The following is a 21,350-nucleotide window of genomic DNA, read 5'->3' as shown; positions in this document are numbered from 1 at the left end:
AAACAGGGAACGCATGGAAATCTTTTTCACCATACTCATCATGACCCTTGTGGTCTCGCTGTCGGGGGTATTTACTCGCGTATTGCCCTTCCAACTTCCTTTACCCCTTATGCAGATCGCCATCGGCGCCTTGCTGGCGTGGCCGACGTTTGGTTTGCATGTGGAATTCGATCCTGAGCTGTTCCTGGTTCTGTTCATCCCGCCGCTGCTCTTTGCCGATGGCTGGAAGACGCCAACGCGTGAGTTTCTCGAGCACGGGCGAGAGATTTTCGGCCTGGCACTGGCGCTGGTACTGGTCACGGTGGTCGGCATTGGCTTTATGATTTACTGGCTGGTGCCGGGGATCCCTCTCATCCCAGCCTTTGCGCTGGCTGCTGTGCTATCGCCAACCGATGCCGTCGCACTTTCCGGCATTGTGGGAGAGGGACGTATACCGAAGAAAATCATGGGTATCCTGCAGGGCGAAGCGTTGATGAACGACGCCTCCGGTCTGGTCTCTCTGAAGTTTGCCGTCGCCGTGGCGATGGGCACGATGGTATTCACCGTTGGTGGCGCAACGCTTGAGTTCTTCAAAGTGGCGATTGGGGGCATCCTGGCTGGTTTTGTCGTCAGTTGGCTGTACGGCCGCTCCCTGCGCTTCCTCAGCCGCTGGGGCGGTGACGAGCCGGCAACGCAAATCGTCCTGCTGTTCCTGCTGCCGTTTGCGTCTTACCTGATTGCGGAACATATCGGCGTTTCCGGTATCCTCGCGGCGGTCGCTGCCGGGATGACGATCACCCGTTCCGGGGTGATGCGCCGCGCGCCGCTGGCGATGCGTTTACGTGCTAACAGTACCTGGGCGATGCTGGAGTTTGTATTTAACGGCATGGTCTTCTTGCTGTTAGGGCTACAGTTACCGGGAATTCTGGAGTCTTCTTTGGCGGCGGCCGAGGCCGATCCGAATGTTGAAATCTGGATGCTGTTTACCGATATCGTGCTGATTTACGTGGCGCTGATGTTGGTACGTTTTGGCTGGCTGTGGACCATGAAGAAGTTCAGTCTGCGCTTCCTGAAGAAAAAGCCGATGGAGTTTGGATCCTGGACGACGCGTGAAATCCTGATCGCCTCTTTTGCAGGCGTGCGTGGGGCAATTACCCTCGCCGGTGTGCTCTCCATTCCGCTGTTGTTACCGGACGGTAGCGGCTTCCCCGCGCGATATGAGCTGATCTTCCTTGCCGCTGGCGTGATTCTGTTCTCGCTGTTTGTTGGCGTGGTGATGCTGCCGATTCTGCTACAACATCTGGAAGTGGCAGACCACTCGCAGCAGCAGAAAGAGGAACGTATTGCCCGCGCTGCCACGGCAGAAGTGGCGATTGTCGCGATCCAGAAAATGGAGGAGCGACTGGCCGCGGACACCGAAGAGAACATCGATAACCAGTTGCTCACCGAGGTGAGTTCACGCGTGATTGGTAACCTGCGCCGACGCGCCGACGGGCGCAACGATGTGGAAAGCTCGATGCAGGAAGAAAACCTCGAACGGCGTTTCCGCCTGGCAGCGCTACGTTCAGAACGCGCGGAGCTTTATCACCTGCGCGCCACGCGTGAAATCAGCAATGAAACGCTGCAAAAATTACTGCACGACCTGGATTTGCTGGAAGCGCTGTTGATCGAGAATCAGTAAACGGTAGTGCCTGATGCGGCCTACAAGACCGGAAATAGCGATGTAGGCCGGATAAGGCGCTAACCGCATCCGGCGAAGGGTGTGCCAAATGGCGCGCAACTGGCTGCAAGAAATTATTCATCGTGTAATTTGCGAGCGGCTTTCCTGAACGAATCCATCCCTCTTGTTGATTCCCTCTTTTCTCCATACGGTTGAGGAAAGGGGGAAACATGTCCAACTATCGACGAAATTACATCAATGGGGGAACCTGGTTTTTTACGGTAAATCTGCAGGACCGTCGAAGCCATCTTCTGACTGCCAACATTCACGCGCTTCGGTGTGCAATCGCTGCGGTCAAAAAGGTTAGGCCTTTTCGCATTAATGCGTGGGTCGTTTTACCCGAGCATATGCATTGCATATGGACGTTACCTGACAATGATGCGGATTATTCCTCTCGCTGGCGGGAAATTAAGAAGCATTTCACCCACTCATTGTCTTCCCGACATATCTGGCAATCTCGCTTTTGGGAGCACACCATCCGTGATGAACATGATTATCGCCAGCATATTGATTATATTTACATTAACCCGGTGAAGCACGGTTGGGTAAAGCAGGTACAGGACTGGCCTTTTTCAACATTTCATCGTGATGTGAGGCACGGTTTGTACCCGCAAGATTGGGCAGGTGAAATAATGGATTTTAATGCGGGTGAACGTGCCTGATGCGCTACGCTTATCAGGCCTACAAGACCGGCATACCGATGTAGGCCGCATCCGGTATTTTACGACGCTTGCGGTAGCCAAAACCCTTCACAGCACTTGAGCCACGCCTGGGCGCTGTGCGACAGATACACGCCTTCGCGCCAAATCATGCCCAACTGCCAGCGTAAATCACTCTCCAGAGGGATCCAGCGCAACGTTTGCTTATCTAGCCGCTGGCAAATCGGTTCCGGTAAAATGGCAATCCCGACTCCGGCTTGTACCATTGCCGCCAGAAAATCCCACTGCCCGCTGCGCACCGCGATGCGGGGCTTGACGTTGTGTTGGCTAAACAGCTCAAGCAATTGGCGGCTCAACGCGAAATCTTCGTTGTAGATAAGCAGCGGATGTTCCGCCAGCGCCTCAGGGGGAATGGATTCGCACGTTGTCCACTGACCGGAGCGAGGAACCAACACGCAGAGTGGATGGCTAAAAAGCGGCAGGGTTGCCAGACCGCTCTCTTCTTCAACCGGCAGCGCGGTCATCGCGACATCCAGGTCACCGTTCATTACCGCCTGCTGAACGGTTAAGCCGCCAAATTCAGAGACCTTCAGCTCCACGCCGGGATAGCGCTGGCGAAACAGGCCGATCGGCCCGGCCATCAACATCCCCACCATGGGCGGGATACCGAGGCGCAACACGCCCTTGTTGAGGTGATTAATGTCACTGAGTTCCGCTTCAAGCTGGCGAAACTCGGCAAGGATCGCCAGGCCGCGTTCGAAAACGACCTGCCCGGTGTCGGTTAACAGCAGTCGCCGACCGTCGCGGATTAACAGCGTGCAGTTAAGCTCGTCTTCAAGGTTCTTCAACATCTTGCTGATGGTGGGCTGGGTGACAAAAAGCTTCTCCGCTGCGCGGGTAAAGCTCTGCTGACGAACCACCTCAACAAAATATCGCAGTGTTCTGATATCCATGATTATTCCTTAAGACTATGCCTGCAATGAGTTTAATTCATTTCAGTCCTGGACGGGGGCTCTCTATACTGGCGCTCTCTATTTTTTAAGGACATACCCTCATGGCTGTGGCGATAAGCCGCGTGACGCCTGCCGTTATTCATCGACTCCAGATCCCCGTTCAGGTTCTGTTGTATGCAGGTCTCTTTGTATTTGCTCAATATCTTGTCTCCTGGCTGCATCTGCCGCTTCCTGCCAACCTGGTAGGGATGGTGCTGATGCTGGCGTTAATTGTCTGTCGGGTTATCCCGCTGAACTGGATTCGCGCAGGTGCTCGCTGGTTACTGGCTGAAATGCTTCTGTTTTTTGTCCCGGCGGTGGTCGCCGTTGTGAACTACACGCAGCTGTTGCTGGTTGATGGCTGGCGTATATTTGCCGTGATTGCGATCAGTACGCTGATGGTGCTCGGCGCAACGGCGTGGGTCGTGGATAAAGTGTATCGCTATGAAATGCGCAGGCTAAACCGTGAGTAATTTCCAGTTAAGCGTATTGTGTCTGGTGATTACGCTGGGTATCTACTTTGCCAATAAGCGTCTGTATCGCCGTTTTCGTAAATTACCCCTGATGCCATTAGTTCTCACCCCGGCCCTGCTGGTGCTGATGCTGGTTTTCGGCCATATCTCCTGGCAAAACTATATTGGTGAATCGCACTGGTTGCTGTGGCTGTTAGGCCCGGCTACCATCGCCTTTGCCGTTCCGGTGTATGACAACCTTGCCGTGATTAAGCGTCACTGGATGTCGCTGACGGCGGGCGTGGTAACGGCAACGCTGGTGGCCGTCACCAGTTCCGTATGGCTGGCGCGCCTGTTTATGTTGCCTGATGAGATCCAACGCAGTCTGGCGGTGCGCTCCGTCACCACACCGTTTGCGCTGGCGGCAGCAGAACCGTTGGGCGGGCAGCCGGACCTGGTGGCATTGTTCGTGGTGGTGACCGGCGTATTTGGTATGGCGGTCGGCGATGTGCTGTTTTTACGGCTTTCCATTCGTGAAGGGATGGCGAAAGGCGCAGGATTTGGCGCAGCATCGCACGGCGCAGGCACGGCACGCTCTTATGAGCTCGGTCAGCAGGAAGGGGTCGTTGCCAGCCTGGTGATGATGCTTTCCGGCGTGGTGATGGTGCTGGTGGCACCACTGGTGGCGAAGCTGATGTTCTGAGAAAGGATGTAATCCTCCGGCCCGAAAGCCGGAGGAGAAGGGAAGTTAGTGCGCGCGACCTTGTTCTACGCCGTACCCGGTCTGGGAACGGATGAACTGAGCACGGAACTGCTCGCGTTCGCGGTTGCCTTCTTCTGAGTTGTCGGTGGCTGAGAAGAACCAGATCCCGAGGAATGCTACGCTGATGGAGAACAGCGCCGGATACTCATACGGGAAAATGGCTTTTTCGTGTCCGAGGATCTGGACCCAAATCGTTGGGCCAAGCACCATCAGCACAACCGCCGTCAGCAGGCCTAACCAGCCACCCAACATTGCGCCACGCGTGGTCAGTTTTGACCAGTACATGGAGAGCAGAATGATAGGGAAGTTGCAGCTGGCCGCGATAGCAAACGCCAGGCCCACCATGAAGGCGATGTTCTGGTTCTCAAACAGCACGCCGAGCAGAATAGCAATCACGCCCAGCACCAGTACGGTAATTTTCGAGACTCGCAGCTCTTCACGTTCAGTTGCGCCTTTACGGAATACGTTGGCGTACAGGTCGTGAGAAACCGCCGATGCGCCCGCCAACGTCAGGCCGGCAACCACCGCCAGGATGGTGGCAAAGGCCACTGCTGAGATGAAGCCGAGGAACAGGTTACCGCCTACCGCATTCGCCAGGTGAACCGCCGCCATGTTATTACCGCCAATCAGCGCGCCCGCAGCATCTTTGTACGCCGGATTAGCACCTACCAGCATGATTGCGCCAAAGCCGATGATAAAGGTCAGGATGTAGAAATAACCCATAAAACCGGTGGCGTAGAACACGCTCTTACGTGCTTCGCGGGCATCGCTAACCGTGAAGAAGCGCATCAGGATGTGCGGCAAGCCTGCCGTACCAAACATCAGGCCCAGGCCCAATGACAGCGCGGAGATTGGGTCTTTTACCAACCCGCCAGGGCTCATAATGGCAGAGCCTTTCGGGTGTACCGCCATCGCTTCGGTGAACAGATTATTGAAGCTAAAGCCGACGTGCTTCATCACCATAAAGGCCATAAAGCTGGCGCCGAACAGCAACAGTACGGCTTTGATGATCTGTACCCAGGTGGTCGCCAGCATGCCGCCAAACAGCACGTACATCATCATCAGCACGCCGACCAGTACGACAGCGATGTGATAGTTCAGACCAAACAGCAGCTCAATCAGCTTACCTGCACCAACCATCTGCGCGATCAGATACAGCGCAACCACCACCAGGGAACCACAGGCGGACAGAATACGGATTGGCCCTTGCTTCAGACGATAAGACGCAACGTCGGCAAAGGTGTAACGACCCAGGTTACGCAAACGCTCAGCAATCAGAAACAGGATAATTGGCCAGCCAACCAGGAAGCCGAGGGAATAGATCAGCCCGTCATAACCCGAGGTAAACACCAGCGCGGAAATCCCGAGGAACGATGCCGCCGACATATAGTCGCCCGCAATCGCCAGCCCGTTCTGGAAACCGGTGATGTTACCGCCAGCGGTGTAGTAGTCATTACGCGAACGTACGCGCTTTGACGCCCAGTAGGTAATGCCGAGCGTAAAGATGACGAAAATCAGGAACATGATAATCGCCTGCCAGTTGGTTGGCTGGCGCTGGACTGCACCGCTAATAGCATCCGCCGCGTTTGCGGCGAAGGGCAGCGTGGCGGCAAGCGCCGTCAGGACTCTCTTCATGATGCTTTAACCTCGTGCAGAACCGCATTGTTCAGGCGATCGAATTCACCGTTTGCCCGCCAGATGTAGATCCCGGTCAGGATGAAGGAGATAAGGATCACACCGACCCCAATCGGAATACCGCGGGTGACGCTGGTTCCCGCGTGTAGCGGAGTACCCAGCCAGCCCGGCGCAAAGGCAATCAATAAAATAAAGCTGATATAAACTGCCAGCATGATGATGGAAAGAATGGTGGCAAACCGTTGCCGTTTTTCCACTAACTCCCTGAAACGCGCACTGTCTTCTATCCGCTGATAAATTTGGTCATTCATCACAGAGCTCTCCAGAGGTCCCCTTCGTCTTTCGCGCAGCAGGCATGACCTGGCTGCTGTCGCAGTCCTGCAACGCGAAATCCTTTGGGGGAGGGTTTTTATATTTCCCTCCCGGTCAGGGGAGGGGTAGGGATAGGGTTTGTAGGCCCGATAAGCAGCGCGCCATCGGGCATTTCACGGTTAAGGTTATGATGGCATCGCGATGGCCTGCTTCTCTTCGAGCAGTTTCTCAACTACGCCAGGATCGGCGAGGGTCGAGGTATCGCCCAGATTGCTGGTATCGCCCGCCGCGATTTTACGCAGGATACGGCGCATGATTTTGCCGGAGCGGGTTTTCGGCAGTGAGTCGGTCCAGTGCAGCACGTCTGGCGTTGCCAACGGGCCAATTTCTTTACGCACCCAGTTGCGAACCTCGGCGTACAACTCAGGTGACGGCTCTTCACCGTGATTCAGCGTGACGTAGGCGTAGATCGCCTGACCTTTAATGTTATGCGGGATACCGACCACTGCGGCTTCAGCAATCTTCGGATGCGACACCAGCGCTGATTCGATTTCAGCCGTTCCCAGACGGTGGCCGGAGACGTTCAGCACATCGTCCACACGTCCGGTGATCCAGTAATAGCCATCTTCGTCACGGCGCGCGCCGTCGCCGCTGAAGTACATATTCTTGAAGGTAGAGAAGTAGGTTTGCTCAAAGCGTTCGTGATCGCCAAACAGCGTTCTCGCCTGGCCTGGCCACGAGTCGGTAATCACCAGGTTTCCTTCCGTCGCGCCTTCCAGCGGATTACCTTCGTTATCGACAATCGCAGGCTGTACGCCAAAGAACGGACGGGTTGCAGAACCGGCTTTCAGCTCGGTAGCGCCCGGCAGTGGGGTGATCATGAATCCCCCGGTTTCGGTCTGCCACCAGGTATCGACGACCGGGCATTTTTCGTTGCCGATCTTCTTCCAGTACCACTCCCACGCTTCCGGGTTGATCGGCTCGCCAACCGAACCCAGGATACGCAGCGACGAACGGTCAGTACCTTCAATCGCTTTATCGCCTTCCGCCATCAGGGCGCGAATGGCGGTCGGTGCGGTATACAGAATATTGACCTGGTGCTTGTCCACAACCTGCGACATACGCGCAGGCGTTGGCCAGTTTGGCACGCCTTCGAACATCAGCGTGGTTGCGCCGCAGGCCAGCGGACCGTACAGCAGGTAACTGTGCCCGGTTACCCAACCCACGTCAGCGGTACACCAATAGATATCACCCTGATGGTAATCAAACACGTACTTAAAGGTGGTTGCAGCGTAGACCAGATACCCGCCGGTAGTGTGCAGCACGCCTTTCGGCTTGCCGGTTGAACCGGAGGTATACAGGATAAACAGCGGATCTTCCGCGTTCATCTCTTCCGGTTGGTGTTCTGAGCTGGCTTTCTCTATAAGATCGGACCACCACAGGTCACGGCCTTCCTGCCACTCCGTTTTACCACCGGTACGTTTGAGGACGACCACATGTTCAACGGTTTTCACGTTTGGATTTTTCAGCGCATCATCCACGTTCTTTTTCAGTGGGATAGCGCGCCCGGCGCGTACGCCTTCGTCGGCGGTGATCACCAGGCGTGAATTGGAGTCGATAATACGTCCGGCGACGGCTTCCGGTGAGAAACCGCCGAAGATGACAGAATGCACGGCCCCAATGCGGGCACAGGCCAGCATGGCAACCGCAGCCTCTGGCACCATCGGCATATAAATGGCCACCACGTCACCTTTTTTAATGCCTAAATCCAGTAGCGTATTGGCGAAACGGCAGACATCGCGATGCAACTCGCGATAGGTAATGTTTTTGCTTTGGGTAGCGTCATCGCCTTCCCAGATAATGGCGGTACGATCGCCGTTTGCCTGCAGGTGGCGGTCAAGGCAGTTTGCGGCCAGGTTCAGGGTGCCGTCTTCGTACCATTTAATAGACACGTTGCCTGGTGCGAAGGAGGTGTTCTTCACCTGGCTGTACGGCTTGATCCAATCAAGAATCTTTCCCTGCTCGCCCCAAAATGTGTCGGATTCGTTAACGGATTGCTGGTATTTCTCTGCGTACTGCTCCGGATTTATCAGGCAACGATCCGCAATGTTTGCGGGAATAGCGTGTTTATGTATTTGGCTCATGGCTTTTGTTCTCCTTGTAGGATGTTAATAATATGTCTCATAAACGTTAAATGTAGGGGCTTTGAGAGTTTTGTTTAGTATTTGCGCGGCAGATCACGCAATAAACGAATTGTGCAAATTAGCGACAAACTGAATTTTGAAGGGAACTAGCAAAAATTGATCAAATCTCGCGATAACATGCAGTTATCTAAAGGATTGTTGAAAAGGTGATCTGTCTCTGAATTAGACAAAAGAGTGAGAGGTTAGAGGGGTGTTATAACTCTAAAGTGGTATTTTACATACACTTACAATTGATTAAAAACAACATTTTCAGTGTGGTTTCTTGTTACAAATAGGGTGGAGCAATGTCATAACAGTATTCGTGTGGTTGCTGTTATGGAAAACAATAAAAGAATCGCCATTGCAGATAATGGCGTCATCTGGATGAGACCCCTATGGCAAGGATAAAATCACGCGTACGCCGTTTCTTCAGCCTGTTATTACCTTTATTATTTATCTCTGCTGTTCACGCTGAACAAACTCCTGTACCCGCAAAAACCGTCACCGTTGAAGCGAAGAATGAAACCTTCGCGCCTCAGCATCCCGATCAATATCTCTCCTGGAAAGCCACGTCTGAGCAATCAGCCCGTGAAGATGCGCTGGCAGAAGATCCGCGTCTGGTGATCCTGTGGGCGGGATATCCATTCTCGCGCGATTACAACAAACCGCGTGGACACGCGTATGCCGTGACTGATGTGCGTGAAACCTTACGTACCGGCGCACCAAAAACGGCAGAAGATGGTCCGCTGCCGATGGCCTGCTGGAGCTGTAAAAGCCCGGACGTAGCGCGTCTTATCCAGAAAGACGGCGAAGATGGCTACTTCCACGGTAAATGGGCGCGCGGCGGCCCGGAAATTGTTAACAACCTCGGTTGCGCAGATTGCCATAACACCGCGTCACCAGACTTCGCCAAAGGCAAGCCGGAACTGACCCTGTCGCGTCCTTATGCAGAACGCGCGATGGAAACCATCGGCAAACCGTTTGAGAAAGCCGGTCGCTTTGACCAGCAATCCATGGTCTGCGGCCAGTGCCACGTGGAATACTACTTCGACGGTAAAAACAAAGCCGTTAAGTTCCCGTGGGACGACGGCATGAAAGTCGAGAACATGGAGAAATACTACGACAACATTGCTTTCTCTGACTGGACCAACTCCCTGTCTAAAACGCCGATGCTGAAAGCGCAGCACCCGGAGTATGAAACCTGGAGCGCGGGCATTCACGGCAAGAACAACGTGACCTGTATCGACTGCCACATGCCGAAAGTGCAAAACGCGGAAGGCAAGATCTACACCGACCATAAGATTGGTAACCCGTTCGATAACTTCCCTCAGACCTGCGCGAACTGCCACACCCAGGACAAAGCGTCCCTGCAAAAAGTGGTCGCCGAGCGTAAACAGGCCATTCATGACCTGAAAATCAAGGTTGAAGATCAGCTGGTGCGTGCGCACTTCGAAGCGAAAGCCGCATGGGATGCGGGCGCAACCGAAGCGGAAATGAAGCCGATTCTGGAAGATATCCGTCACGCACAATGGCGCTGGGACCTGTCTATCGCCTCACACGGCATTCACATGCACGCCCCGGAAGAAGGCCTGCGGATGCTGGGTAGCGCACTGGATAAAGCCGCTGACGCGCGTACCAAACTGGTCCGTCTGCTGGCGACCAAAGGCATCACGCATGAAATTCCGTTGCCGGATATCTCGACCAAAGAGAAAGCCCAGGCGGCGATTGGTCTGAACATGCAGCAAATCAATGCTGAGAAGCAGGACTTCATCAAAACGGTGATTCCGCAGTGGGAAGAACAGGCGCGTAAAAACGGTCTGTTAAGCCAATAACCCCATTTCGCCCCGCAAGGGGCGGATAACTCAACGGAGTGAATATGAGCGTATTACGTTCGTTATTAACTGCTGGGGTGCTGGCGTCAGGCCTGTTATGGAGCCTGAGTGGAATCACTGCCACGCCAACGCCGCAGGAGTCGGATCAACGCTGGACGGTTACCCAACAGCGTAATCCGGATGCCGCCTGTCTGGACTGTCACAAGCCAGATACCGAAGGCATGCATGGTAAGCATGCGGAAGTCATCAACCCGAATAACAAACTGCCGGTCACCTGCACCAACTGTCACGGCCAGCCGTCACTGAACCACCGTGAAGGGGTGAAAGATGTGATGCGCTTTAATGAGCCGATGTACAACGTGGAGCAGCAGAACAGCGTCTGTATGTCCTGTCACCTGCCTGAGCAGCTGCAAAAAGCGTTCTGGCCGCACGATGTCCACGTAACCAAAGTGGCGTGTGCCAGCTGTCACTCACTGCATCCGAAGCAAGACACGATGCAAACGCTGAGCGATAAAGGACGGATCAAGATTTGCGTCGATTGCCACAGCGATCAGCGTAACAATCCGAACTTTAATCCGGCGTCGATTCCGTTGCTTAAGGAGCATCCATGAGTTGCTCTCGTCGCCAGTTTATCACCGGCGTCGGCGCGCTGGTGGCAGTGAGCGGGACGGCGGGGCGCGTTGTGGCGAAGACGCTGAACATCAACGGCGTGCGTTACGGTATGGTACATGATGAGTCATTATGCATCGGCTGTACGGCCTGTATGGATGCTTGTCGCGAAGTCAACAACGTGCCGGAAGGCGTATCGCGTCTGACGATTATTCGCAGTGAGCCACAGGGTACGTTTCCTGATGTGAAGTATCGCTTCTTCCGTCACTCGTGCCAGCACTGCGACCACGCTCCCTGCGTTGACGTCTGCCCGACGGGGGCATCGTATCGCGATGCCGCCAGCGGCATTGTGGATGTGAACCCGGACCTTTGTGTTGGCTGCCAGTACTGCATCGCCGCGTGTCCTTATCGCGTGCGCTTTATCCATCCGGTGAGCAAAACGGCGGATAAATGCGATTTCTGCCGGAAAACCAACCTTAAAGCGGGCAAACAGCCCGCCTGCGTTGAGTCATGTCCGACGAAGGCGCTGACGTTTGGTAATCTGGACGATCCCAACAGCGATATCTCCCGTTTGTTGCAGCAGAAAACGACCTACCGTTACAAGCTGGCGTTGGGTACAAAACCGAAGGTCTACCGCGTTCCCTTTAAATTTGGGGAGGTGAGCCAATGACATCCGCTTCTGCATTTCATTTTGAATCATTGGTGTGGGACTGGCCCATTGCCATCTATCTGTTCCTGATAGGTATCTCTGCCGGACTGGTCACGCTGGCGATTCTGCTGCGTCGCTTCCATCCGGAGGCGGGCGGTTCGGACAGCACGCTGCTGCGCACTACTCTGGTGTTAGGACCGGGGGCGATTATCCTCGGTCTGTTAATTCTGGTGTTCCACCTGACGCGTCCATGGACTTTCTGGAAACTGATGTTCCACTACAGCTTCACTTCGGTGATGTCGATGGGGGTCATGCTGTTCCAGTTGTACATGGTGGTGTTGGTGCTGTGGCTGGCAAAAATCTTTGAAAAAGAGGTGATTGCTCTGCAACAGCGCTGGCTGCCGCGGTTAGGTATCGTGCAGAAAGTATTGACGCTGATCGCGCCGTTTCATCGTGCGCTTGAGACGTTAATGCTGGTGCTGGCAGTCCTGCTCGGGGCGTACACCGGGTTCCTGCTGTCAGCGCTGAAATCCTACCCGTTCCTGAATAACCCGATCCTGCCGGTGCTGTTTCTGTTCTCCGGGATCTCCTCCGGGGCCGCGGTGGCGCTGATCGCCATGGCGTTACGCCATCGTAGCAACCCGCACAGCACCGAAGCGCACTTTGTGCATCGCATGGAAGTCCCGGTGGTATGGCTGGAGATCTTCCTGCTGGCGGCGTTCTTTGTTGGTCTGGCGCTGGGCGATGACGGCAAAATGCGTGCGCTGGCGGCGGCACTGGGCGGCGGATTCTGGACCTGGTGGTTCTGGCTTGGCGTGGCTGGGCTTGGGCTGATACTGCCGATGCTGCTAAAACCCTGGGCCAACCGCAGTTCGACGTTTCATGGCGTGCTGGCAGTGTGCGGCGCCAGCCTGACCGGCGTACTGCTGCTGCGTTTTTTTATACTCTATGCGGGTCAGCTAACTGTTGCGTAAGGTGATATCTGGACGTTCTCCTTCCTGAAGCCGGTTTTCTGGCGCTGTTATTAAGCCTTGGGGTCAACGTGTTGACCCCGCTTGCCGTGTTGGTGGGTGTCCGCCAGCGCTGGCAAGGGGTGATGCGCCTTGCAACGGTGGGCGTGTGGGCGCAATTTACCCTGCTACTGCTGGCTTTTGCCATTCTGGTATTCTGCTTTTTGACCAGCGATTTTTCGGTGGTCTACGTTGCTCAGCACAGCTACAGCCTGCTGCCGTGGGGATTAAAACTGGCGGCGGTGTGGGGCGGTCATGAAGGATCGCTGCTGCTGTGGGTGCTGTTTCTTTCCGGCTGGAGCGCGCTGTTTGCTCTTCGCTATCGGCGTGATACCGACGCGCTGTTTCCGCTGACGCTTAGCGTCCTCTCAATGATTACGGCCCTGCTGCTACTGTTTGTGGTGGTATGGTCCGATCCGTTTGTGCGTATCTTCCCGCCAGCCATTGAAGGGCGCGACCTTAACCCGATGCTGCAACATCTCGGGTTAATCCTCCATCCACCGCTGCTGTACCTAGGTTATGGTGGTTTGATGGTGGCGGCAGGCGTGGCGCTGGCCTCGCTGCTGCGAGGTGACTTTAATGCGCAAAGCGCCTGGGTGTGCTGGCGCTGGGCGCTGCCCGGCTGGTGCGCGCTGACGCTGGGGATTATCCTCGGCTCCTGGTGGGCCTATTGCGAGCTGGGCTGGGGCGGCTGGTGGTTCTGGGACCCGGTTGAAAATGCCTCCTTATTACCCTGGCTTTCCGCCAGCGCGCTGCTGCATAGCCTGTATATCACGCGCCAGCGCGGAATCTTCCGCCACTGGTCGCTGCTACTGGCGATCGTCACGCTGATTTTATCGCTGCTGGGGACGCTGATTGTGCGTTCCGGCATTCTCGTTTCGGTGCATGCTTTCGCGCTGGATAACGTCCGCGCCGCGCCGCTGTTTGCGCTGTTTACCGTGTTGAGTCTGGCGTCGCTCGGGCTGTACGCCTGGCGGGGCCAGCAAGTCCGGCAGAATGCGCGTTTTGGCGGTTGGTCACGCGAGATGCTGATTCTGGTTGCGCTGCTGCTCTTTAGTGCGGTGCTGCTGATTGTGTTGATTGGCACGCTCTACCCGATGATTTACGGGCTGTTCGGCTGGGGACGGCTCTCCGTAGGCGCACCGTACTTTAACCGCGCTACGCTGCCTTTTGGCCTGCTGATGCTGCTGGTTATCGTGCTGGCAACGGTCAGAAGCCGCAACGTGTCTTTCCGCATCCAGCTTCCGGCACTGTTGGCGCATGCCGGGGTGCTGATGTTTGCGGCGGGGATCGTCTTTTCCAGCGGTAGCCGTCAGGAGATAAGCCTGAACCTGAGCCCTGGGCAGCAGGTTGAATTGGCGGGTTACATTTTCCGTTTTGAGCGTCTCGACCTGGAAGCCAAAGGTAACTACACCAGTGAAAAAGCGCAGATCACGCTGTGGCACAATGAGAAACGTATTGGCAGCCTGCAACCCGAAAGGCGCTTCTATGCCGCGCGCCGTCAACAGATGATGGAGCCGGGGATCCGCTGGAATCTGATGCATGACTGGTACGCGGTAATGGGTGAAAAAACCGGACCTGACCGCTATGCCATGCGTTTGTACGTGCAGACCGGCGTGCGCTGGATTTGGGGTGGGGGACTCTTAATGGTCTTTGGCGCGCTGCTGAGCGGATGGCGAGGAAGGAAGCGTGATGCGTAAATTAATAACAGCGTTGCCGGATGGCGGCGTAAACGCCTTATCCGGCCTACAGGCAGCGCGAACCGTAGGCCGGATAAGCGCAGCGCCTTCCGGCAAAAAATTTTTACTCTTAACGCTCCTCCTGTTTTTCATCACTTTCGCTACCCATGCCCAGGTTGTGGACACATGGACGTTTGCCAACCCGCAGCAGCAAGAACAAGCGCTGTCTATTGCCAGCCAACTGCGCTGCCCGCAGTGTCAAAACCAAAACTTGCTGGAATCCAATGCGCCGGTAGCGGTCAGTATGCGCCATCAGGTTTATAGCATGGTGGCGGAAGGGAAAAGCGAAGCTGAGATCACGACATGGATGACCGAGCGTTATGGTGACTTCGTTCGTTATAATCCGCCGCTGAATGAGCAAACGTTGCTGCTGTGGGCGTTACCGTGCCTGTTGTTATTGCTGGTAGGTGTGGTGGTCTGGCGAGTGAGAAGACGTCAGCATACGGAGGAGGGTGAGCAATGAACCAGTGCGAACCGTCGTTACGCCCAATGCCCATGAAGCGACTGACCGCTGCGGCGGTGCTGATGGTTGTGGCCTGCATAGGAGGCTACTTGTTGACGCCAAAATGGCAGGCGGTTCGTCAGGAGCAGACGCGACTGGCGGACCCTTTACATGCTTTCTCCGATGAAAATATTCAGGAAAAACAGCTGCTTTTGCTGCAATCGCAGATTCGCTCTAACCCCCAGGACGGCGTGAAATGGGCGCAACTCGGGGAGTATTATCTTTGGCAAAACGCGTATCATAATGCGCTGCTGGCCTACGAACAGGCGCTGCGTGTCGGCGGTGAAAATGCTGAGATCTATTCAGCGATGGCAACGGTATTGTATTACCAGGCCGGACAACATATGACGCCGCCCACTCGCGAGATGATTGATAAGGCTCTGGCGCTGGACCCGGCAGAGGTCACCGCGCTGATGCTGTTAGCCTCAGATGCGTTTATGCAGGCAGACTACGCCCAGGCTATTTCAGTGTGGCAAAAGGTTATGGATTTAAACTCGCCGAGGGTGAACCGGGCACAGCTCGTTGACTCTATTAATATGGCGAAGTTATTGCAGAATCGGCAAAAATAAATTTGTTTTTTTTGTGATTTGTATCATTTGGCCTGTTTAAAAAACAGGCAAACGAACAAATGAGCAAAAAAAACTCTCGCCATGACTTCTTCATTTTTGAACATATTAAAATTCTTTTATAACAAAAAGTTATTCATCGATACCGCGACAAAATTGCATTTTTATGCATAAATTCAGCTAAAAGCCCTGTTCTTAGAGGGTTGCGCGGAATGCCATGCAGATGATAATGATAATAAGCGTTAAAAAACTCCATAAACGAACGCAACACAAATCATACCCTTTCAGTATGTACTATTCCCACACACCGCATGTGGAATAGCGCTCCATCGAGGAAGTCCGTTGTTATGAAAAATTTGAAAGTCAGCCTGGCATGGCAGATTCTAATCGCCATGGTGCTGGGCATTCTGCTAGGGAGTTACCTGCATTACCATAGTGACAGCCGTGAATGGCTGGTTGTAAACCTGCTGTCACCGGCGGGCGATATCTTTATCCATCTGATCAAAATGATCGTTGTGCCCATTGTCATCTCTACGCTGGTTGTCGGTATCGCCGGAGTCGGTGATGCAAAACAGCTGGGCCGTATTGGTGCTAAAACTATTCTCTATTTCGAAGTGATCACCACCGTGGCGATTATCCTTGGGATCACGCTGGCTAATGTGTTCCAGCCGGGTTCCGGGATTGATATGTCGCAACTGGCGACCGTGGATATTTCGAAATATCAAAGCACGACTGCAGAAGTACAGAGCCACGCACATGGCTTGATGGGGACAATTTTGTCACTGGTGCCGACCAATATCGTCGCCTCAATGGCAAAAGGCGATATGCTGCCGATTATCTTCTTCTCGGTGCTGTTCGGTTTAGGCTTGTCTTCCCTGCCGGCAACTCACCGCGAGCCGCTGGTTACCGTGTTCCGCTCTATTTCCGAAACCATGTTTAAAGTGACCCACATGGTTATGCGCTATGCGCCAGTCGGCGTTTTCGCGCTGATTGCCGTTACCGTCGCGAACTTCGGTTTTGCCTCCCTGTGGCCGCTGGCGAAGCTGGTGCTGTTGGTGCACTTTGCCATCCTGTTCTTCGCGCTGGTGGTGCTGGGGATTGTCGCGCGTATCTGCGGTTTGAGCATCTGGATCCTGATCCGCATTCTGAAAGACGAGTTGATTCTGGCTTACTCTACCGCCAGCTCCGAGAGCGTACTGCCGCGTATTATCGAGAAGATGGAAGCCTATGGCGCACCGGCTTCAATCACCAGCTTTGTGGTGCCGACCGGTTACTCATTCAACCTTGATGGTTCAACGCTGTACCAGAGTATTGCCGCGATCTTTATTGCGCAGCTGTATGGTATCGACCTGTCGCTGTGGCAGGAAATCGTGCTGGTGTTGACGTTGATGGTGACCTCGAAAGGGATTGCGGGCGTGCCGGGCGTATCATTCGTGGTGCTGCTGGCAACGCTGGGCAGCGTGGGGATCCCGCTGGAAGGCCTGGCGTTTATTGCCGGTGTTGACCGTATCCTCGACATGGCGCGTACCGCGCTGAACGTGGTGGGTAACGCGCTGGCGGTGCTGGTTATCTCCAAGTGGGAACACAAATTTGACCGCAAAAAAGCGCTGGCCTATGAGCGCGAAGTATTAGGTCAGTTTGATAAGACCGCCTTGTAGGCCGGATAAGGCAACGCCGCCATCCGGCAACCTGCTCCGGGTTGCCTGATGGCGCTACGCTTATCAGGCCTACAACGGCTACCCATTGGTTAACTTATCAAACTCTTCGCAGCCGGTATCGAATCCTTCCGTACAGCTCAAATTCAGCCAGTGCAGTGCCTTCTGTTTATTCTTCACGATAAAACCCTGCTCACCGTTTAAGAACATCATCCCGGCCCAGTATTCGGAATAACCGGTGCGGGAAATGGCTGAGCTACGTTTGAAATACCACGTCGCTTTCTCATCGTCTGCGGGAATACCCACGCCGTTGGCGTAAATCAGCCCAAGCAGCATTTGCGCGTCGACGGCGGAGTCGTTTTCCAGGTCCTCGGAGGCGTTTTGCAGCAAGGTAATGGCTTTGGGGTAATCGGTGTGTCCAGCCTGAGTGTTGACCAGAATACGCGCCAGCGTAATTTCCCCGGTTTTACTGCCTGCCTGGGTCGCTTTTTCCGCCAGCGTTTTGGCCTCGGGGTAATCCAGACTGACCGGATTGGTAATCTTAATCTGAGCCAGCAATGCGTAAGCATCGGCATCACCATTGTCGGCGGCTTTTTGCGCCCAATATTCCGCTTTACCCAAATCGCCTGAGCTAAACCAGGTATCAGCGAGGAAATATTGTGCACGTCGGTCTCCGGACTCGGCGGCTTTCAAAAACTGACTACCGGGCTCTTCGGCATGGACAAAGCATGTCATTAACACCATCAAGGCGAAAAGTCGTTTCATCTTATATTTAGATTTAGTGTAGGGAATGAACAGTATAGAGAGATTATGTGCATAAAAAAACGGCCTCCGAATGGAGGCCGTCAGGGGAAGCTTAACCCATCGCGCTTTCGCGCAGGCTGGCTTTCAGCTTGGTGTACTCATCAATGACATACTGCTCGGCAGCGCGCTGATCGGCAATGCGTTCAACGTTTACAGCACAGTACTTGTACTCCGGCGTTTTGGTAATCGGGCTTAAGTTCTCGGTCACCAGTTCATTACATGCGCCAATCCACCACTGGTAGGTCATGTAAATCGCGCCTTTGTTTGGACGATCGCTGACTGCCGCACGGGTAATGACCCGGCCTTTACGCGAGTTCACCCACACCAGCTCTTCATCCTGGATGCCCAGGCGTTCTGCGTCGGCGGTGTTGATCTGGGCATAGCCCGGTTCATCCGCCAGCGCGGCCAACGCCGCACAGTTACCGGTCATCGAGCGGCAAGAGTAGTGGCCGACTTCACGCACTGTAGACAGTACCATCGGGTACTCCTCAGTGAGTTTGTCGATTGGCGCTACCCAGTCGCAGGTGAAGAACTGCGCCAGGCCGTTCGGGGTGTCGAACTTCTCTTTGAAGAGATAAGACGTACCCTGGTCGGCTTCTGAGGTGTCGCGGCAAGGCCACTGGATATAACCCAGTTCACCCATTTTCTCGTAAGTGGCACCGTAGAAATCCGGGCATAGATGACGCAACTCGTCCCAGATTTCCTGGGTGTTGTTGTAGTGCATCGGGTAGCCCATACGGGTGGCGATTTCACTGATAATCTGCCAGTCCGTTTTCAGATCCCACTTCGGCTCAACGGCTTTAAAGAAGCGCTGGAAGCCACGGTCAGCTGCGGAGAATACGCCTTCATGCTCACCCCATGACGTAGACGGTAAAATAACGTCTGCGGCAGCGGCAGTTTTGGTCATGAAGATATCCTGCACGATGACCAGTTCCAGATCCTCAAAGCCTTTGCGCACTGCGGAGAGTTCAGCATCGGTTTGTAATGGATCTTCACCCATGATGTACGCCGCGCGTACTTCGCCATGCGCTGCACGGTGCGGCAGTTCGCTGATGCGATAGCCGGTATGAGCAGGCAGACTTTCCACGCCCCAGGCTTTAGCGAACTTCTCGCGGTTAGCCGGATCTTTCACATACTGATAGCCCGGATAAGTATCCGGCAGCGCGCCCATGTCACATGCGCCCTGAACGTTGTTCTGCCCACGAACCGGGTTAACGCCCACGCTCGGCTTACCGAGGTTGCCGGTCAGCATTGCGAGGCTGGTCAGTGAACGCACGGTTTCCACGCCCTGATAGAACTGGGTAACACCCATGCCCCACAGGATTGCCGCGCTTTTCGCCGTGGCATACATACGTGCAGCCTGACGAATATCCTGCGCGCTAACGCCAGTGATATCTTCGACGGACTCCGGCGTGTAGCCTTCGACGATCTTGCTGTACTCTTCGAATCCTTCCGTACGGGAGGCGACGAACGCCTGGTCGTACAGTTTTTCTTCGATGATGACATGACCCATAGCGTTGAGCAGCGCGATGTTCGAGCCGTTTTTCAACGCGATGTGCATGTCGGCAATACGCGCGGTTTCAATTTTGCGCGGATCGCAGACGATGATTTTCGCCCCGTTACGTTTAGCATTAATCACGTGATTCGCCACGATCGGGTGGGAATCCGCCGGGTTGTACCCGAAGATGAATACTAAATCTGTGTTATCAATTTCATTGATAGCATTACTCATTGCGCCGTTACCGACCGATTGGTGCAGACCTGCAACCGATGGGCCGTGTCAGACGCGAGCGCAGCAGTCAACGTTATTGGTACCAATAACGGCGCGCGCGAATTTTTGCATTACATAGTTGGTTTCGTTACCCGTACCGCGAGATGAACCGGTCGTCTGAATAGCGTCCGGGCCATACTTCGCTTTGATGGCGCTCAGACGACTGGCGACGTAATCAAGCGCTTCATCCCAGGAAACGGATTCCAGTTTGCCGCCACGCTGGCGACGGATCATAGGGGTTTTCAGACGAGGGGTCAGGATCTGGGTATCATTGATAAAATCCCAGCCATAGTAGCCCTTCAGACACAAGGTACCCTGGTTGGTTTTCCCCTGCGCCGCTTCAGCCCGGACGATTTTGCCGTTATCGACCACCAGGTTGATTTTGCAACCTGATGCGCAATATGGGCAAACCGTGACGACTTTTTTCATCGGTCTCGCTCCAGTTAATCAAATCGCGCATACGCGCTTGTCGTTTTTGTTATGCATCTTTTATGCCATGTTTTTATCAGGGGCATTAGTCGATATTACGGGCGAATTTTGCGCAAAACTCTGACGAAAAACAGGCTGTCGTCATATTTGACGTGACGAATCTCCAATACGTGACAGCCCGGCAGTGTGACCGAGGTTATGTTTCCCGCACATCCTTGTGCCTTATCGCTGTCACTCTGTGCAGAATCAATCACACTCATTTAAGTTGGCCAGAAATGGGGAAAAACAATGAAGCCAGCCATACTGGTTGTGGATGATGACATCGCTGTCTGCACGCTTTTACAGGATGTGCTGAGCGAACACGTCTTTACGGTGACTGCCTGTCACACCGGGCAGGAGGCGCTGCGCTGCATTGAGACTCAGCCGGATATCGCTCTGGTATTACTGGATATGATGTTGCCCGATATTAACGGCCTGATGGTGCTACAACAGGTGCAGAAGTTGAGGCCCGGATTACCGGTGGTGATGCTGACTGGGCTTGGCAGCGAGTCGGATGTGGTTGTCGGACTGGAAATGGGGGCTGACGACTATATCGGTAAGCCGTTCAATGCGCGGGTGCTGGTAGCTCGGGTAAAGGCGGTGCTCAGACGCGTTGGCGTGTTAACGGCAGAAAGCGGCGGCCCGCAAACCACGGGGCTTTCTTTCAATGGCTGGCATCTCGATACCGCCGGTTGCCAGCTGCATAATCCCCAGCAGTTGAAGGTGGAGTTGACGCAGGGGGAATACAGCCTGCTGTTGGCGCTGGCCCAAAATGCCCGCCGGGTGCTGAGTCGGGAACAACTGCTGGAGCTGACGCGCAGCGACAGCGTTGAGGTGTTTGACCGCACGATTGACGTGTTAATCATGCGGCTGCGGCGAAAAATAGAGAACAACCCGCACCAGCCAATGTTGATCAAAACCCTGCGCGGGCTGGGTTATGTGTTTGCCGCCGACGTGCAACATCACGATAAGGCGGCGTGATTGTGTGCAGTTGCCGGATGCGGCGTAAACGCCTTATCCGGCCTACAAAAGCGATAACGACCCCGTAGG

The 21,350-nt window shown here is 54.6% G+C and carries 17 protein-coding genes and 1 pseudogene; 12 read left to right on the top strand and 6 right to left on the bottom strand.

Annotation, left to right across the window (positions count from 1 at the left end):
• The first annotated feature begins 13 nt into the window (after window positions 1-13).
• Complete coding sequence (locus tag OGY37_RS15345; protein WP_286621166.1) at window positions 14-1,660, top strand: Na+/H+ antiporter; 1,647 nt, start codon at window positions 14-16, stop codon at window positions 1,658-1,660.
• 209 nt (window positions 1,661-1,869) lie between these two features.
• The gene (locus tag OGY37_RS15340; RefSeq protein WP_191219610.1) at window positions 1,870-2,361 is read left to right on the top strand and encodes an REP-associated tyrosine transposase; all 492 of its coding nucleotides are present in this window, start codon (window positions 1,870-1,872) and stop codon (window positions 2,359-2,361) included.
• 59 nt (window positions 2,362-2,420) lie between these two features.
• Here OGY37_RS15340 and OGY37_RS15335 read toward each other — a convergent pair whose 3' ends face one another.
• On the bottom strand, window positions 2,421-3,311 hold the full coding sequence (locus tag OGY37_RS15335; protein ID WP_003826636.1) for a LysR family transcriptional regulator: 891 nt from the start codon (window positions 3,309-3,311) through the stop codon (window positions 2,421-2,423).
• Window positions 3,312-3,412: 101 nt separating this feature from the next.
• On the opposite strand from OGY37_RS15335, the gene OGY37_RS15330 reads away from it, so the two are divergent.
• Both OGY37_RS15330 and OGY37_RS15325 read left to right on the top strand, forming a co-directional pair.
• The gene (locus tag OGY37_RS15330) at window positions 3,413-3,823 is read left to right on the top strand and encodes a CidA/LrgA family protein (RefSeq protein WP_003826638.1); all 411 of its coding nucleotides are present in this window, start codon (window positions 3,413-3,415) and stop codon (window positions 3,821-3,823) included.
• Window positions 3,816-4,505, top strand: a complete 690-nt coding sequence (locus tag OGY37_RS15325) for an LrgB family protein (RefSeq protein ID WP_003826639.1) — start codon at window positions 3,816-3,818, stop codon at window positions 4,503-4,505. The genes OGY37_RS15330 and OGY37_RS15325 overlap by 8 nt, the downstream gene beginning before the upstream one ends.
• Window positions 4,506-4,550: 45 nt before the next feature.
• Here the strand turns inward: OGY37_RS15325 and actP are convergent, their stop codons facing one another.
• The 3 genes from actP to acs form a co-directional block, all read right to left on the bottom strand.
• Window positions 4,551-6,200 carry a cation/acetate symporter ActP gene (actP, locus tag OGY37_RS15320; protein WP_003826641.1) on the bottom strand — a complete coding sequence of 550 codons (1,650 nt, stop codon included), beginning with the start codon at window positions 6,198-6,200 and terminating at the stop codon, window positions 4,551-4,553.
• Complete coding sequence (locus tag OGY37_RS15315; RefSeq protein ID WP_003031750.1) at window positions 6,197-6,511, bottom strand: DUF485 domain-containing protein; 315 nt, start codon at window positions 6,509-6,511, stop codon at window positions 6,197-6,199. Before OGY37_RS15315 ends, actP begins: the two co-directional genes overlap by 4 nt.
• A 186-nt stretch (window positions 6,512-6,697) precedes the next feature.
• A complete protein-coding gene (gene acs, locus OGY37_RS15310) occupies window positions 6,698-8,656 on the bottom strand; it encodes an acetate--CoA ligase (protein ID WP_286621164.1) in 1,959 nt (652 codons plus the stop codon).
• 434 nt (window positions 8,657-9,090) lie between these two features.
• Here acs and nrfA point away from each other — a divergent pair, with 434 nt between their 5' ends.
• From nrfA to gltP, 7 genes and pseudogenes are all read left to right on the top strand, one after another.
• Window positions 9,091-10,527, top strand: a complete 1,437-nt coding sequence (gene nrfA / locus OGY37_RS15305; protein WP_148362565.1) for an ammonia-forming nitrite reductase cytochrome c552 subunit — start codon at window positions 9,091-9,093, stop codon at window positions 10,525-10,527.
• 44 nt (window positions 10,528-10,571) lie between these two features.
• Window positions 10,572-11,138 (top strand): cytochrome c nitrite reductase pentaheme subunit, encoded by a 567-nt coding sequence (nrfB, locus tag OGY37_RS15300; protein ID WP_286621163.1) that lies wholly within the window; start codon window positions 10,572-10,574, stop codon window positions 11,136-11,138.
• Complete coding sequence (gene nrfC / locus OGY37_RS15295) at window positions 11,135-11,806, top strand: cytochrome c nitrite reductase Fe-S protein (RefSeq protein WP_003031761.1); 672 nt, start codon at window positions 11,135-11,137, stop codon at window positions 11,804-11,806. Before nrfB ends, nrfC begins: the two co-directional genes overlap by 4 nt.
• Window positions 11,803-12,759: a cytochrome c nitrite reductase subunit NrfD gene (nrfD, locus tag OGY37_RS15290; protein ID WP_032942109.1), complete on the top strand. Its 957-nt coding sequence runs from the start codon at window positions 11,803-11,805 to the stop codon at window positions 12,757-12,759. Before nrfC ends, nrfD begins: the two co-directional genes overlap by 4 nt.
• A gap of 8 nt (window positions 12,760-12,767) precedes the next feature.
• Window positions 12,768-14,997: pseudogene (gene nrfF, locus OGY37_RS15285) on the top strand (heme lyase NrfEFG subunit NrfF).
• Window positions 14,994-15,605 carry a heme lyase NrfEFG subunit NrfG gene (nrfG, locus tag OGY37_RS15280; protein WP_286621162.1) on the top strand — a complete coding sequence of 204 codons (612 nt, stop codon included), beginning with the start codon at window positions 14,994-14,996 and terminating at the stop codon, window positions 15,603-15,605. Before nrfF ends, nrfG begins: the two are co-directional and overlap by 4 nt.
• A gap of 344 nt (window positions 15,606-15,949) precedes the next feature.
• On the top strand, window positions 15,950-17,260 hold the full coding sequence (gltP, locus tag OGY37_RS15275; protein ID WP_003826659.1) for a glutamate/aspartate:proton symporter GltP: 1,311 nt from the start codon (window positions 15,950-15,952) through the stop codon (window positions 17,258-17,260).
• A gap of 78 nt (window positions 17,261-17,338) precedes the next feature.
• On the opposite strand, the gene yjcO is transcribed toward gltP, so the two are convergent.
• Complete coding sequence (gene yjcO, locus OGY37_RS15270; protein ID WP_148362562.1) at window positions 17,339-18,022, bottom strand: Sel1 family TPR-like repeat protein YjcO; 684 nt, start codon at window positions 18,020-18,022, stop codon at window positions 17,339-17,341.
• A gap of 91 nt (window positions 18,023-18,113) precedes the next feature.
• On the bottom strand, window positions 18,114-20,261 hold the full coding sequence (fdhF, locus tag OGY37_RS15265; protein WP_081003612.1) for a formate dehydrogenase subunit alpha: 2,148 nt from the start codon (window positions 20,259-20,261) through the stop codon (window positions 18,114-18,116).
• Window positions 20,262-20,549: 288 nt separating this feature from the next.
• On the opposite strand from fdhF, the gene OGY37_RS15260 reads away from it, so the two are divergent.
• Window positions 20,550-21,281 carry a response regulator gene (locus OGY37_RS15260; RefSeq protein WP_003826666.1) on the top strand — a complete coding sequence of 244 codons (732 nt, stop codon included), beginning with the start codon at window positions 20,550-20,552 and terminating at the stop codon, window positions 21,279-21,281.
• Window positions 21,282-21,350 lie beyond the last annotated feature (69 nt).

Origin of the sequence: Citrobacter sp. Cpo030 (assembly GCF_030333005.1) — a bacterium.
Classification (GTDB): domain Bacteria; phylum Pseudomonadota; class Gammaproteobacteria; order Enterobacterales; family Enterobacteriaceae; genus Citrobacter; species Citrobacter portucalensis.
This window is presented reverse-complemented; position numbering and strand designations above follow the sequence as displayed.